Below are 14449 nucleotides of genomic sequence, written 5' to 3'. Positions count from 1 at the left end.
CGGGGTGTACCGATGCGTTGGCCGCGGCGCGACACTGTCCCGGTATCCCGTTGAGTTCCGCCCCCGATTCGATTCCTGCGTCGCCCGTCGTGCGCCCGTCGGCTTGCCCGGGGCTCGTGCGCGTGGTCGCGGCCGCCGACGGCGGGCTGTGCCGGATCAAGCTGCCGGGCGGCCGGCTCGATGCGCGCCAGGCGCGCGCGATTGCCGATGCAGCACGCCAATACGGCTCCGGCGCGATCGACGCGACCAATCGCGCGAATTTCCAGTTGCGCGGCATTCGCGACGGCGCCGCCGATGCGCTGACGCGCGCCCTGCTCGACGCGGGACTCGGCCCGCGCGTCGATGCAACGGCAGACTCGAGCGCCGATACGGCCGCGCTTGCCGCGAGCGACGACGTCCGCAACATCCTGCTCAGCCCGCTCGCCGGGCACGATCCCGCCGCACTCGTCGACAGCCGCGCGCTCGCCATTCCGCTGCTCGACATGCTGGCCGGCGAGCCGCGCCGCGGCGAGCTGTCGCCGAAATTCTCGATCCTGCTCGACGGCGGCGAATCGGTCGCGGCGCTCGATCATCCGCACGATATCTGGCTCGCCGCGTGGCGGCGCGCGGACGGCGCGGTACGCATCGCGGCCGGGCTGGCCGGCTGCCCGCCTGTCGCGGAGGGCGATCGGCCCGCGTCGGTCGACGTATCGCCCGATCAGGCCGTCGCGCTGGTCCGCGCACTGCTGCTCGCGTTCCTCGATCTCGCGCCGGCCGACGTAACGCGGATGCGCGCCGTGCTCGCGACAGTCGGCGAACGTGCGTTGTTCGACCGCGCGCAGCACGACCTTCCCTTCCCGCTCACGGCCGATCCCGCGCTCGCCGGCTGGCGGCGCACGAGTGCCGACCCGAAGCTGCGTTTCGGCGTACGCCCTGCGCTTGATCCGGCCCGCTGCAACGTCGGCGCGCAATGCATACTCGGGCGGCTTGACGCGACGCAGCTGGAACAGCTTGCCGCGCTGGCCGAAGCCGAAGGCGACGGTACGCTGTCGATGACGCCGTGGCAAGGCGTGTTTCTGCACGGTGTGCCGAACGAGCGCGCGGCGGCCACGCTCGACGCGCTCGCGTCGATTGGCCTCGTGTGCCAACAGACGGACCCGCTCGCGACGCTCGTCGCCTGCACCGGTAGCGCAGGTTGCGCGAAAGCACGCGCCGACACGAAAGGCGACGCACTCGCACTCGCCGCGCGCATCGGCCAGCCGGTCGACGTGCACCTGACCGGGTGCGAACGCCACTGCGCGCTGCCGCATCCCGCGACGCATACGCTCGTCGCGGTGGCGCCCGCGCATTACGACCTTTACCGGCGCGACGCGGCCGAGGGCCTCGGCGCCCCGCTCGCGCGCCATCTGACGATTGACCAGGCCGCGGCCCGTTTGACGGGCGCGCGGCACAGCCAGGACACCACCGATGCTTGACTACATTCGCGACGGGCAGGAAATCTACCGCCAGTCGTTCGCGACGATCCGCGCCGAGGCCGACCTGTCGCAGGTTCCGCCCGACCTCGAGAAACTCGCGGTGCGCGTGATCCATGCGTGCGGGATGGTCGATGTCGTCTACGACCTGCGCTTCTCGGCCGGCGCGGGCACGGCGGGCCGTGCGGCGCTCGCGGCCGGCGCGCCGATCCTGTGCGATGCGCGGATGGTCGCCGAAGGCATCACGCGCGCACGGCTGCCTGCGGCCAACCGCGTGATCTGCACGCTCGGCGAGCCCGAGGTGCCCGATCTCGCGCGCCATCTCGGCAACACGCGCTCGGCCGCCGCACTCGAACTGTGGCGCCCGCATCTCGCGGGCAGCGTCGTCGTGATCGGCAATGCGCCGACCGCGCTGTTCCACCTGCTCGACATGATCGATGCCGGCGCGCCGCGCCCCGCGCTGATCCTCGGTTTTCCGGTCGGCTTCATCGGTGCGGCCGAATCGAAGGCGATGCTCGATGCAGACAGCCGCGGCGTGCCGTACGTCGCGCTGCTCGGTCGGCGCGGCGGCAGCGCGATGGCTGCCGCCGCGGTCAACGCACTCGCGACGGAGGTCGAATGACGACCGCGCGCGGACGGCTGTTCGGGGTCGGCGTCGGCCCCGGCGATCCTGAACTGATGACGATCAAGGCGTTGCGCGTGCTGCAGGCGGCGCCGGTGGTCGCGTATTTCGTCGCGAAGGGCAAGAAAGGCAATGCGTACGGCATCGTCGAAGCGCATCTGCTCGACGGGCAGACGCAACTGCCGCTCGTCTATCCGGTAACGACCGAGGCGCTGCCGCCGCCGCTCTGCTACGAGACGGTGATCGCCGACTTCTACGATACGGCCGCCGAAATCGTCGCGGCGCATCTCGATGCAGGCCGCGACGTCGCGGTGATCTGCGAAGGCGACCCGTTCTTCTACGGCTCGTACATGTACCTGCACGACCGCCTCGCGCCGCGCTACGACACCGAGGTGATCCCGGGCGTCTGCGCGATGCTCGGCGGCACGGCCGTGCTCGGCCAGCCGCTCGTCTATCGCAACCAGAGCCTGTCGGTGCTGTCCGGCGTGCTGCCCGAACACGAGCTGCGCGAGCGGCTTGCACGGGCCGACGCGGCCGTCGTGATGAAGCTCGGCCGCAATTTCGACAAGGTGCGGCGCGTGCTCGACGAACTCGGGCTCGCGAAACGCGCGCTGTACGTCGAGCGCGCGACGATGTCGAACCAGCGCATCGTGCCGCTCGACGCGGTCGACCCGATGGCGTCGCCGTATTTCTCGCTGCTCGTCGTGCCGGGGGAAAAATGGCAAGGATGACGACCCCGCCCGCGATCGTGATACTCGGCGCGGGCGCGCTCGACACCGCGCGCCGCATTCAGGCGCGCTATCCGGGCGCAAGCGTGCACGGCCTCGCGTCGCGCGTCGACGCCGACGTGCCGTTCGACGAACTCGGCGCGCACCTGCGCGAACTCTATGCGCGCGGTTTGCCGATCGTCGCGCTGTGCGCGGCCGGCATCGTGATCCGCTGCCTCGCGCCCGCGCTCGCCGATAAGGGCGTCGAACCGCCCGTGCTCGCGGTCGCGGAGGATGGCTCGGCCGTCGTGCCGCTGCTCGGCGGGCTGACGGGCGTCAACGTGATCGCGCGCGAAATCGCCGAATGCGTCGGCGTCGCGCCGGCCATCACGACCAGCGGTGAATTGCGCTTCGGCGCCTGCGTGCTCAATCCGCCCGCAGGCTATGCGCTCGCCGATCTCGCGCAGGGCAAGCGGTTCGTGTCCGACCTGCTCGCGGGTGCATCGACGCGCGTCGACGGCGCAGCGGCGTGGCTCGACGATGTCGCGCTGCCGCGCGACGATGCGGCCGCGCATGCGATCCGCGTGACACCCGACGCATGGCGCGGCACACGCGACGAACTCGTGATCCATCCGCGCAGCGTGGTCGTTGGCGTCGCCGCCGATGCCGTGCACGCCGGCGAAGCGCTCGCCGTGCGCATCGACGCCCTGCTCGCCGGACAAGGTCTCGCGCGGCTCGCAATCGCAGCCCTCGTCGCACCGGCATCGGCGATCGGCGAATCCGCACTGGAGGACGCCGCGCGAGCACTCGACGTGCCGCTGCGTTTCGTCGATGCCGACAGCGACGCGCCTGCCGATGCGGCCACGCTGCTTGGCCGCACGTTGCGTGTCGCGCACACGCTGCGTCCGGCATCGAAAGGCCTTGCATGCGCGGTGGCGTCGCATCCCGTCGATCCCGCCACGCTCGGCCGCGCGCGCGGGCGCCTCACGGTGCTCGGCCTCGGCCCGGGCGCCGCCGCATGGCTCACGCCGGCCGCCCGCGCCGCGCTCGCGGACGCGACCGACATCCTCGGCTACACGACCTACGTGAACATGGCCGGCCCGTTCCGCAGCGACCAGCGCGTGCACGGCACCGACAATCGCGAGGAAATGCAGCGCGCGCGCCATGCGTTCGAGCTCGCGGCCGAAGGCCGGCGCGTCGCGGTCGTGTCGTCCGGCGACCCCGGCGTGTTCGCGATGGCCGCGGCCGTGCTCGAAGCGCTCGACGAAGCGCGCGACCCGCAATGGGCCGCGGTCGACCTGCGCGTGGAGCCTGGTATCTCGGCGTCGCTCGCGACGGCCGCGCAAGCCGGCGCGCCGCTCGGTCACGATTTCTGCGCGATTTCGCTGTCGGACAACCTGAAGCCGTGGGATGTGATCGAGACGCGCCTGCGGCATGCGGCGCAAGCCGATCTCGTGATGGCGTTCTACAACCCGATCTCGCGTGCGCGGCCGTGGCAGCTCGACCGTGCGCTCGACGTCGTGCGCGCGCATCGCGCGGCCGAGACGGTGGTCGTGCTCGGCCGCGACATCGGCCGGCCGGGCGCAACGCTGACGACAACGACGCTCGGCGCACTGCGCAGCGACCAGGTCGACATGCGGACGATGGTGATCGTCGGTTCGTCGACGACGCGGCGCTTCGCGATCGGCAACGCGCGCGAATGGGTCTACACGCCGCGCTGGTATCGCTGATCGCGGCTAGCGCGTGAGCGTGCCGTCGCACGCGCCGGCATGCGCGAGGCCGGCCGTGCCGCCGGTGCGCCAGAACCGGTACACGAGTACGCCGACGACGGCCTGCGCGGCGACCACGAACGCGACGCAGCCGGCCCATCCCCAGCGATGCCAGCCGGGCACCGGCAGGATCGAGCCGAGGCTGCCGCCGAAGTAATAACAGGACAGGTAGATGCCGATCGCCGTCGAGCGCGCGCTTGCCGCCGCGTGCGAGATGAACGTATTGGCCGACGCCTGTTCGACGAACACGGCGGTCGAGCTGAGCGCGAGGCCGGCCAGGATCACCGGCACGCTGTTCGACAGCGTCAGCAATGCGCCGCCGATCGCGAGCGCGGCGGCGGCGAGCCCCGGTGCGCGCGGGCCGCGATGCCGCGCGAGGCGCCCGGCCAGCGGCGTCACGATCACGGCGACCAGAAACACCGCATAGATTGCGCCGATCTCGACCGTGCCGAAGCCGAACGGCGCACGCGCAAGCCGCAGGCCGACGAACGTGAACGTCGCGACCTGCGACGCGAGCACGCAGGCGCCGATCGCGAACGACGCGAGCAGCGGGCCGCGCGTGACGATGCGCCACGACGGCCCCGCATGCGCATCGTTGCCGGGCGCTGGCCGGGCGACCGCGCCGGATGCCGGCAGGCTCGCGTAGATCGCGACGCCCGTGACGAGACACAGCGCAGCGACGACGTCGAGCGCATGCCGCCAGCCCCACATCGACGTCAGCAGGTTCGTGACGAAACGGCCGGCGAAACCGCCGAGCGTCGTGCCGGCGACGAACAGCGCGCCGATCTCGGCCGACGTGCCGCGATCGAAGCGTTCGCCGATATATGTGATCGACAGCGCGAAGATGAACGGCATCACCAGCCCGGCTGCGAAGCGTGCACCGAGAAACGACGCGAAACCCGCCGCATGCGCGGACCACACGACCGGCAGCGCGACGGCCACCGCCGCCAGCGAGATCGCGACGCGCCGCTCGATGCGCGCCGCCAGCACGCCGACGAACGGCGCGATAATGGCGACGGCCGCCGTGGTCGCGCTCACGCCCTGCCCCGCGCGCTCCGCGCTGACGCCGAAGGCCGCCGCGAGTTCGTGCAGGATGCCCTGCGTCGAATAGAGATTGAGAAACGCGGCGAAGCCGCAGAGAAAGAACGCGATGCGCGTGGTCCTGTCGTTCATCGGAAATGCCTGATCGTCGATGACGACAGTCTGACGAGCGCGCCGCGCGCACGCCAATACCGTTTTCATCGTCATTGATACCGGAACGACAACAATGCTCGACCTGCGCCGCCTCCGCTATTTCGTGGTCGTCGCCGACGAACTGCACTTCGGCCGCGCGGCCTTGCGCCTGCGCATCGCGCAGCCGCCGCTGACGCGCCATATCGCCGCGCTGGAAAGCGAACTCGGCGTGCGGCTGTTCGAGCGTTCGACGCGCGCGGTGCGGCTCACGCCGGAAGGCGAACTGTTCCTCGACCATGCGCGCCACGTCGTCAGCGCGGCCGCCGAAGCCGAGGCAAGTGCGCGCAAGATCGCGCAAGGCATCGCCGGGCGCATCGTGATCGGCTACGCGAGTTCGATTCCGATGTCCGATACGTTCCCCGACGTGATCCGCGCCGCGAGCCGCACGATGCCCGACGTCGAACTCGCGTTCCGCGAGGCGGCGACCGCCAGCCAGCGCCAGCAGATCGCCGACGGCGCGATGGACGTCGGCTTCGGCTGGTCGTGGGACGGCGCGCCCGGCACGCCCGTCGCATCGCTCGTCGTGTCGCGCGAACCGCTCGTCGCGGCCGTGCCGGCCGGCAATCCGCTCGCGGGCCGTGCGAGCCTCGACGTCGCGGAACTGGCCGGCGAAACCTTCGTGACCTTTCCGCCCGGTTACGGTTCGGCATTGACCGCCGCGCTGGACGACCTGTGCGCGCAGGCCGGATTCGCGCCGCGGATCGGGGCCACTGCCGCGCAGATCGCGACGCTCGTGTCGCTGGTCGCCGCCGAACGCGGGATCGCGATCGTGCCGGGCTTCACGGCGACGCTGCAGCGCCCGGGCGTCGTCTACGTGCCGCTCGCCGGCACGCGCGCGGTCGAGCAGATCGTGTCGTGGAACGAGCCGTTTTCGTCGGCCTGCGTCGAGCGTTTCGTTGCGTTGGCTCGCTCGCAGGCGCTGCCTGCATCGACGTAAGCGGCGCGTACCGCGCTGCAGCGTGCCGATCGGGAAATTCACCCGCCTCGCGCGTTGCGCAACGGTGTCGAATCGGCAAGATCGTTACGTATCGGAAATCAAATAACAAAAAGAATACCTAAGCATTCACTATTCGTCGCGAATCCTCCAAGATGGGCACGCCGCCGGCCGGGCATGCCCGGTCGCCCGACCGGCGGCGATACGCAGGCCAGCGTATCCCTCTTCCACTTGGAGAACACAATGAACAACAATGTGTTGCCGCGTTTCATCCCGCGTGCCGTTGCCGCGGGTTGTCTGCTTGCAGTGGCGAGCGTGTCTCAGGGCGCCGGCGTCTATGCGCCCTTCGTCGACGTGACGCTCTATCCGACACCGCTCGTCGACCAGATCGGCGTCCGGCAAGGCATCCAGCAATTCACGCTCGCGTTCGTGGTCGCGGGCAACGGCTGCGTGCCGTCGTGGGGCGGCGTGCAGCCGATCGGCAACGGCGCGAGCGGCGGCCTGTTGACCGCGCTGTCGACGTCGATCGCGAGCTACCGTGCGAAAGGCGGCGAAGTCGCCGTGTCGTTCGGCGGCGCGAACGGTACGCCGCTGATGCAGGCGTGCTCGACGGTCCCCGCGCTGAAGAGCGCCTACCAGATCGTGATCGATACGTACGGCCTCACGCATATCGATTTCGACATCGAGGGCGCGTCGCAGCAGGACACGGCCGCGGTCGCGCGCAACTTCCAGGCCGTCGCGCAGCTGCAGTCCGACTATGCGGCGAAGGGCAAGCCGCTGCACGTCACGCTGACGCTGCCGACGATGCCGACCGGGCTCACGCAGGACGGCCTGAACGTCGTCAATGCGGCGATTTCCAACCAGGCCGCGTTCGATGCGGTGAACGTGATGGCGATGGACTACGGCCCCGCGAACATCGACATGGGCGCCGCCGCGATCAGCGCCGCGCAGGCGTTGTATTCGCAGCTCGACACGGCGTTCAAGTCGGCCGGCCGGCCGAAGACGAATGCGCAGCTGTGGCAGATGGTCGGCGTCACGCCGATGATCGGCGTGAACGACGTGCAGGGCGAAACCTTCACGCTCGCGAATGCGCAAAGCGTGCTGAACGCTGCGGTCAGCAACGGCTACGGCTTCTTCGGCAACTGGTCGGTCGGCCGCGACCAGGCGTGCCCATCGGGCGGCACGTATGCGTCGCCGACCTGCTCGGGCGTCGCGCAGCAGCCGTACGCGTTCGCGACGATCTTCAAGCAGCTCGACGGCAAGTGGGGCGCGGGCGTCACGCAGGATCCGAACTACGGCGGCGGCTCTGGCGGCGGCACGCCGCAGCCGGGCGCACCGTGGGCGGCCGGCCAGGTCTATACGGCCGGCGCGACGGTCACCTACCAGGGCACGACCTACCAGGCGCAATGGTGGACGCAGGGCGACGTACCCGGCCAGGCGGCCGTGTGGAAGCCGGTCGGCGGCGGCTCGCCGGTGTGGTCGGCGACGACCGCCTACCAGGGCGGCACCTGCGTGATGTACCAGGGTGCGAAGTACTGCGCGAAATGGTGGACGCAGGGCGACAACCCGAGCGCGGGCGGCGTGTGGGTGAAATCGTGATGTCGCGACGCGCTCGCGTGTGACGCGCGGCGGGTCGCTTCCGGCGCGGCAGGATCGCGCGCCGGCGGGCGGCCCGCCCTACCCGCGCGCGTGCTCGGCCAGCAGCCGCGCCTTCGCGTCGACGAGCAGCGCCGCGTGCGTGTCGCGATGCTGGCGGATCCGCTCGGTCGGCCCGACGACCGACAGCCCGTACCAGTCGCCGTCGAGCGTCAGCGCGACCGCGATCGCCGACAGTTCGGGCGCGCTCTCGCCGAAGTTCTCGGCCCAGCCGAGTTCGCGAAACCGCGCGGTTTGCGCGACGAGCGCCGGCAGGTCGGCCACCGTCGCGCAGGTGAAGCGTTCGAACGGCAGTTGCGCGCCGAGCGCCTGCTGCGCGTCGCCGGTAAGTTCCGCGAAGATCGCCTTGCCGATCGAGTTCGCGTGCAGCGGACGCAGCTCGCCCGGCTGGCGTGTATAGCGGATCGCCTGCTCCGACTCGACGACGTCGAGATACGTGACCGACACGCCGTGGATCTTGCCGAGCACGGCCGTCTCACGGCTCGCGTCGCGCAGCGCGACGAGATGCGGATGGACGATGTCGACGACGGGATCGGTCGCGTCGATCGCGGCGGCGATCGTCTGTAGGCGCCGCGTCGGGTAGTAGCCGCCGCGCTTGCGCACTTCGTACAGATAGCCGCGACTCACGAGCGTGCGCGCCATCGCGAGGCAGCTCGACGGCGGCACGTCGAGCAGGCGCGCGAGTTCGGTGAGCGGCAGCGGCCGCCGTTCGGCGGCGAACAGCTCGAACAGGTCGAGCGTGCGGGCAACGAGTTTGACGTCCATGGCGAGCGTTTGAATCGGAACGGGAAACCGCGCGCCGGGCGGGCCGCCGGGTCGGTCAGGTCAGTACGACTTCGGCAGCCCGAGCACCTTCTCCGCGATGTAGCACAGGATCAGTTGCGGGCTCACGGGCGCGAGCCTCGGAATCATACACTCGCGCAGGTAGCGCTCGACATGGTATTCCTTCGCGTAGCCCATGCCGCCGAGCGTCGCGACGGCCGTCTGGCACGCCTGGAACGCAGCTTCCGCGCCGAGGTATTTCGCCGCGTTCGCCTCCGCGCCGCACGACTGGCCCGCGTCGTAGCGCGTCGCGGCCTTCATCACCATCAGCCACGCGGCCTCGAGCTGCATCCATGCCTGTGCGAGCGGATGCTGGATCGACTGGTTCTGCCCGATCGGCCGGCCGAACACGACGCGCTCGCAGGCATACTGCGTCGCGCGGCGCAGCGCGGCCTGCCCGAGCCCGATCGCCTCCGCCGCGATCAGGATCCGCTCGGGATTCAGCCCGTGCAGCAGATAGCGAAAGCCGTCGCCTTCGTTGCCGATCAGGTCGTCGCGCGACACGCGCAGGTTGTCGATGAACAGCATGTTCGAGTCGACCGCCTTGCGGCCCATCTTCTCGATTTCACGCACCTCGACGCGCGAACGATCGAGGTCGGTATAGAACAGGCTCAGCCCGTCGGTCGGCTTCGCGACCTGGTCGAGCGGCGTCGTGCGCGCGATGATCAGCATCTTGTTCGCGACCTGTGCGGTCGAGATCCAGATCTTGCGCCCGCTCAGCACGTAGTCGTCGCCGTCGTGGCGCGCCTGGGTGGTCAGGTGCGTGGTGTCGAGGCCTGCGTCGGGTTCCGTCACCGCGAAGCACGCCTTGTCACGCCCGGCGATCAGCGGCGGCAGGAAGCGCGCCTTCTGCGCGTCGTTGCCGAATACCTGCACCGGGTTCAGCCCGAAGATGTTCATGTGCACGGCCGACGCGCCGGACAGGCCGGCGCCCGATGCACTGATCGTGCGCATCATCAGCGCGGCCTCGGTCATCCCGAGCCCGGCGCCGCCGTGAGCCGGGTCCATCGCGATGCCGAGCCAGCCGGCTTCGGCGAGCGCCGCGTGGAAATCGGCCGGAAACCCGCCCGCACGATCGCGTTCGAGCCAGTAGTCGTCGCCGAAGCGCTCGCAGATTTTCTCGATCGCGCTTTCGATCGCGCGCTGGTCGTCGGTCAGGTCGAACTGCATGGACTGCTCTCCCGGGGAACGTGAACGGCTCGGCCGTTCATAGCGGAAACACGCCCGTCGCGACCGCGGCGAACACCATCAGCACGGTGGCGGCGAACAGGAACGGAATCGTGAATTTCTGGTGCTCGGCGAGCTCGACGCCGGTCAGGCCGACGATCAGGAACGTCGCGGGCGTCAGCGGGCTCACCGGAAAGCCCGTCGTCATCTGGCCGAGCAGCGCGGCCTGCGCCATCTGGATCGGCGGCACGCCGAGCAGCTTGCCGCTCTCCGCGAGCACCGGCAGCACGCCGAAGTAGAACGAATCGGGATCGAACAGCAGGCTGAGCGGCATCGACAGCAGCCCGAGCACGAACGGCATGTGGCGCGCATGCTCGACCGGCACGTTCGCGACGACGACTTCCGCCATCGCCTTCAGCATCCCCGTGCCGGACATGATGCCGGTGAACGCGCCGGCCGCGAGCAGCACGCTCGCCATCATCAGCGCGGCCTTCGCGTGCGCGTCGATCCGCTCGCGCTGCGCCTGCACGTCCGGGTAGTTGATCACGAGCGCGGCGACCGTGCCGAGCATGAACATCACCATCGGGTCGACGATGCCCGAAACCAGCGTGACGAGCACGACGAGCGTCAGCGCGACGTTGATCCCGAACCGGCCTGGCCGGCGCAATGCGCGTTCGGCGTCGGTCAGCTCGCGCGGCGCGATCGCCAGCGACGCCGCGCCGGCACGGTCGAGCCCGAGCCGCTTCGCCTCGCGCACGCCGAGCACGTATGCGGTGCCGAACACGAACACGAGCCCGACGATCTGTACCGGAATCATCGGCGTGAAGATCACCGAGCCGGGGATATGCAGCGCCGCCGATGCGCGCAGCATCGGCCCGACCCAGGGCAGGAAGTTGACGCCGGCCGCCATCGACGCGACGCAGGCGAGAATCCGCCGGTCCATCCCGAGCCGCGTGTAGAGCGGCATCATCGCCGGCAGCGTGACGAGAAACGTGACGGCACCCGAGCCGTCGAGGTGGATCAGCAGCGCGAGCAGCGCCGAGCCCATCACGATGCGCGGCGGATGGCAGCCGATCACGCGCAATACGCCCGCGATGATCGGGTCGAGCATCCCCGCATCAGTGAGGATTCCGAAAAATAGAATCGCAAAAACGAACATGCCGGCGATCGGGCCGATGTTCTGTACGCCGTGCACGATGAACTTGCCGGTCGCCAATCCGAAGCCGGCCGCGAGCGACGCGACCACCGGCACGACGATCAGCGCGACGAGCGGCGACAGCCGCTTCGTGATGATCAGGCCGAACAGCGCGACGATGGCGATCGCGCCGATCCATGCGAGCATGATGCGTCTCCTCTTCAGCCGGCATGCGTCGTTCGTGCGCGAGCCGGCGGGATGTCCGAGTGATGGCGTGCCGGCCTGCGCGGCCGGCGGCCGCGATGCCGGTCAGTCCCGGTGGTGGTCGTTGTGGTTGTCGTCGTCCGCAAACACCTGCGCCGCGTGTTCGTTCAGCGCGGGCGGCGGCCGGCGGTACGTCGCCGGCGTACGGCCGAGCTTGATCGGCGACGCGATGCCGCGATGCCGGCCCAGCTCGACCTTCATCTCCCGATGCGCGACATGCGGATGATCGAGTGCCGCATCGAGCCCGAGTACCGGCGCGCACGGCACGCCGCGACGCATCAGCTGCTCGGCGAGCGCTGCACCGTCGTGGGCGGCCAGCGCCGCTTCGAGCAGTGCACGCAGTGCAGCGCGGTTCGCGCTGCGCGCGCGGTTGTCGACGAAACGCGGATCGTCGAGCCAGCCGCGCGTGCCGAGCACGTCGCACAGCGCCGCGAACTGCCCGTTGTTGCCGACCGCCAGGAAGATGTCGACGCCCGCCGTCGGGAAGCTGTCGTACGGCGTGATGTTCGGATGCGCGTTGCCGGTGCGCACGGGCGCGTTGCCAGAATGGAAGTAGTTCGGCGTATGCGGATGCAGGATCGACAGCGCGCAGTCGAACAGCGTCGATTCGACGAACTGGCCGCGGCCGCTCGCATCGCGCTCGCGCAGCGCCATCAGCACGCCGAGCGCCGCGTTCAGCCCCGTGACGAGATCGACGATCGGCACGCCGACGCGCAGCGGTGCGCCGCCTGCTTCGCCATTGACACTCATCAGCCCCGCGAGCGCCTGCACGGCCGCGTCGTAGCCGGGCAGCCCGCCGAGCGGGCCGTCCGCGCCGAAACCCGACACGCGGCAATGGACGAGGCGCGGAAACCGCGCGTGCAGCGCATCGAAACCGAGCCCCCAGCGCTCCATCGTGCCGATCTTGAAGTTCTCGACGACGGCATCCGCGTGCTCGAGCAGGCCGAGCAGCCGCTCACGGTCGGCCGGTTGCGTCAGGTCGAGCGCGATGCCGAGCTTGTTGCGGTTCACGCCGAGGAAATACGACGCGGTGTCGCCGTCGAACGGCGGCCCCCAGGTACGCGTCTCGTCGCCGGACGGCGGTTCGACCTTGATCACCTCCGCGCCGTGGTCGGCGAGGATCTGCGTCGCGTACGGGCCGCCCAGCACCCGCGACAGGTCGATGATGCGCAATCCCGCCAGCGCGCCCTGCTGCTCGTGTTCCGCCATGCGTCCCGCTCCTGGTTCCGGTTGATCGGACTGCCGGTTCCGGCGGTCGGCGCTCCTGGCGCGCAACCATCCGAATTCGACAAAATAATTCTTGTATGTGAATTTATATTCACACTCAGGAATTATGTTGTCAAGCCCGGATGCACCCGGCTGCCGGGCGGATAACGTCGCCGATCGCAAGTGGGGACGGCACCGAACGCGGGCCGGTTGCGGTGGCGCCCCGCCCTTCGCTAAGCTGGCGGACGACGTTCAACTGACAAAAGCAAGGCGGGATTTTCATGAAACGGATGTGGCTGGCGGCCTTCGTGCTGGCATCGACGCTCGGCGTCGCGCACGCGGAAAATCAGACTTTTCACTTTGGCGAGGGACAAACCGGGATGCCGGGCGCCGCACCGCAAGCCGGTGCACCCACCTCCCGGCCCGCGCCTGCGCGCCGGCACGCGACGGCGGCATCGCCATATCATCGGCGCGCCGTTCACACGCGTCGCCATTCGCGCCACGCGAAGCCGGTGCGCAGCGGGATCTACACACACGCGTGATGCGGCACCCGGCGCGCTGCGCCGTGCACGGAACTGTCACGAACGGCCGGTAACATCCGTGCGGCGGCCTGTACGCCGCCGCGGCCCGCTGCCGGACTACCGGCCGCCGGTGTGCACCTTCTCCACGATTCAGCACCTGTTTGCCGAACATGAGCACCGGGCCGGATACCCTCGCCGTCACCAAGGAACGCGCCACGATCGTGTGCCGCCAGCGCCGCAGCGTGCTGCTGGTCGCCCGCCCGGCATCGCGCTGGTCGCTGCCGGGCGGCACGATCCGGCGCGGCGAGACGCCGCTCGAAGCCGCGCAGCGGGAGCTCGCCGAAGAAACGCGGCTGGAGGGGCTCGCGCTCGACTATGCGGTGCAGTTCGGCGGGCTGACGAAACTCCATCACGTGTTCGTGGCGGAGGTGCCCGCGCACCTGACGCCGCGCGCGAGCAACGAGATCGCGCGCTGCAAGTGGTTCACCGTCGACCGGCTCGATACGTTCCATGCGAGCGTGCCGACGCGCAAGATCATCGAGCTGCTGCGTCTCGACTGTTTTTCGGCGATCGTGAACGGCCCGCTTCGTTGACGGCGGTGCCGCCCAAGCCGGTGCCGGTCACTCGCGCAGGAATGGGCCGGCCTTGCGTTCGAGCAACACGACGAGTTCGGGCTGCATGAACGCGTAGCGGTCGGGAATGTCGAGGCAGACGATCTTTTTGCCTTTCAGGTGCGCACCGAACAGCGTCGACAGCCGTGCCTTGTGCGCGCGCTCCATCACGAACACGATGTCGGCCCAGTCGAGCTGCTCGGCGGACAGCCACGCATCCGCGTCGGGCGCGAGGCCCGCGGAGTCGGTCTCGATCCCGGGCCATGCGGCGAACACGGCTTCCGCCGTCGGGCTGCGCAGCCGGTTGCGGCCGCAGATGAACAGTGCCCGTGTCATGTCGCGTCGCGGTGC

14 protein-coding genes are annotated in these 14449 nt (G+C 69.8%); 8 read left to right on the top strand and 6 right to left on the bottom strand.

Going from position 1 to position 14449, the window contains the following annotated elements; genetic code table 11:
• Positions 1 to 89: 89 nt before the first annotated feature.
• Genes cobG through cobJ form a run of 4 tightly spaced genes read left to right on the top strand, consistent with a single transcriptional unit; the run spans position 90 to position 4510 of the window.
• A complete protein-coding gene (gene cobG, locus AC5LXX_RS08485; RefSeq protein ID WP_493411104.1) occupies positions 90 to 1454 on the top strand; it encodes a precorrin-3B synthase in 1365 nt (454 codons plus the stop codon).
• A complete protein-coding gene (locus AC5LXX_RS08480; protein WP_493409188.1) occupies positions 1447 to 2073 on the top strand; it encodes a precorrin-8X methylmutase in 627 nt (208 codons plus the stop codon). Before cobG ends, AC5LXX_RS08480 begins: the two co-directional genes overlap by 8 nt.
• On the top strand, positions 2070 to 2804 hold the full coding sequence (locus AC5LXX_RS08475; RefSeq protein ID WP_493409187.1) for a precorrin-2 C(20)-methyltransferase: 735 nt from the start codon (positions 2070 to 2072) through the stop codon (positions 2802 to 2804). Before AC5LXX_RS08480 ends, AC5LXX_RS08475 begins: the two co-directional genes overlap by 4 nt.
• Positions 2801 to 4510 (top strand): precorrin-3B C(17)-methyltransferase, encoded by a 1710-nt coding sequence (gene cobJ / locus AC5LXX_RS08470; RefSeq protein ID WP_493409186.1) that lies wholly within the window; start codon positions 2801 to 2803, stop codon positions 4508 to 4510. Before AC5LXX_RS08475 ends, cobJ begins: the two co-directional genes overlap by 4 nt.
• 6 nt (positions 4511 to 4516) lie before the next feature.
• Here the strand turns inward: cobJ and AC5LXX_RS08465 are convergent, their stop codons facing one another.
• The gene (locus AC5LXX_RS08465; RefSeq protein WP_493409185.1) at positions 4517 to 5722 is read right to left on the bottom strand and encodes an MFS transporter; all 1206 of its coding nucleotides are present in this window, start codon (positions 5720 to 5722) and stop codon (positions 4517 to 4519) included.
• Positions 5723 to 5816: 94 nt separating this feature from the next.
• On the opposite strand from AC5LXX_RS08465, the gene AC5LXX_RS08460 reads away from it, so the two are divergent.
• Together AC5LXX_RS08460 and AC5LXX_RS08455 are read left to right on the top strand one after the other, a co-directional pair.
• Entirely contained in the window at positions 5817 to 6719 is a 903-nt protein-coding gene (locus AC5LXX_RS08460) for a LysR substrate-binding domain-containing protein (RefSeq protein WP_493409184.1), read from the top strand.
• 240 nt (positions 6720 to 6959) lie between these two features.
• Complete coding sequence (locus tag AC5LXX_RS08455) at positions 6960 to 8315, top strand: chitinase (protein ID WP_493409183.1); 1356 nt, start codon at positions 6960 to 6962, stop codon at positions 8313 to 8315.
• Between the two features lie 78 nt (positions 8316 to 8393).
• Here AC5LXX_RS08455 and AC5LXX_RS08450 read toward each other — a convergent pair whose 3' ends face one another.
• The 4 genes from AC5LXX_RS08450 to AC5LXX_RS08435 form a co-directional block, all read right to left on the bottom strand.
• Positions 8394 to 9137: an IclR family transcriptional regulator gene (locus AC5LXX_RS08450; protein ID WP_493409182.1), complete on the bottom strand. Its 744-nt coding sequence runs from the start codon at positions 9135 to 9137 to the stop codon at positions 8394 to 8396.
• 60 nt (positions 9138 to 9197) lie between these two features.
• Positions 9198 to 10364 carry an acyl-CoA dehydrogenase family protein gene (locus AC5LXX_RS08445; RefSeq protein WP_493409181.1) on the bottom strand — a complete coding sequence of 389 codons (1167 nt, stop codon included), beginning with the start codon at positions 10362 to 10364 and terminating at the stop codon, positions 9198 to 9200.
• Between the two features lie 37 nt (positions 10365 to 10401).
• Positions 10402 to 11703, bottom strand: coding sequence for a CitMHS family transporter (locus AC5LXX_RS08440; protein ID WP_493409180.1), 1302 nt, complete (start codon positions 11701 to 11703; stop codon positions 10402 to 10404).
• A 102-nt stretch (positions 11704 to 11805) separates the two neighbouring features.
• Positions 11806 to 12969, bottom strand: coding sequence for a CaiB/BaiF CoA transferase family protein (locus tag AC5LXX_RS08435; protein WP_493409179.1), 1164 nt, complete (start codon positions 12967 to 12969; stop codon positions 11806 to 11808).
• A gap of 278 nt (positions 12970 to 13247) precedes the next feature.
• On the opposite strand from AC5LXX_RS08435, the gene AC5LXX_RS08430 reads away from it, so the two are divergent.
• Complete coding sequence (locus tag AC5LXX_RS08430) at positions 13248 to 13508, top strand: hypothetical protein (RefSeq protein ID WP_493409178.1); 261 nt, start codon at positions 13248 to 13250, stop codon at positions 13506 to 13508.
• 149 nt (positions 13509 to 13657) lie between these two features.
• Positions 13658 to 14080, top strand: coding sequence for an NUDIX hydrolase (locus tag AC5LXX_RS08425; protein ID WP_493409177.1), 423 nt, complete (start codon positions 13658 to 13660; stop codon positions 14078 to 14080).
• A gap of 27 nt (positions 14081 to 14107) precedes the next feature.
• Here AC5LXX_RS08425 and AC5LXX_RS08420 read toward each other — a convergent pair whose 3' ends face one another.
• A complete protein-coding gene (locus AC5LXX_RS08420) occupies positions 14108 to 14434 on the bottom strand; it encodes a low molecular weight protein tyrosine phosphatase family protein (protein ID WP_493409176.1) in 327 nt (108 codons plus the stop codon).
• Positions 14435 to 14449: the final 15 nt, after the last annotated feature.

The sequence above is a fragment of the Burkholderia torrens genome (genome assembly GCF_984668525.1).
The sequence above is the reverse complement of the archived record's forward strand: the minus strand, read 5'-3'. Positions and strand labels throughout refer to the sequence as shown.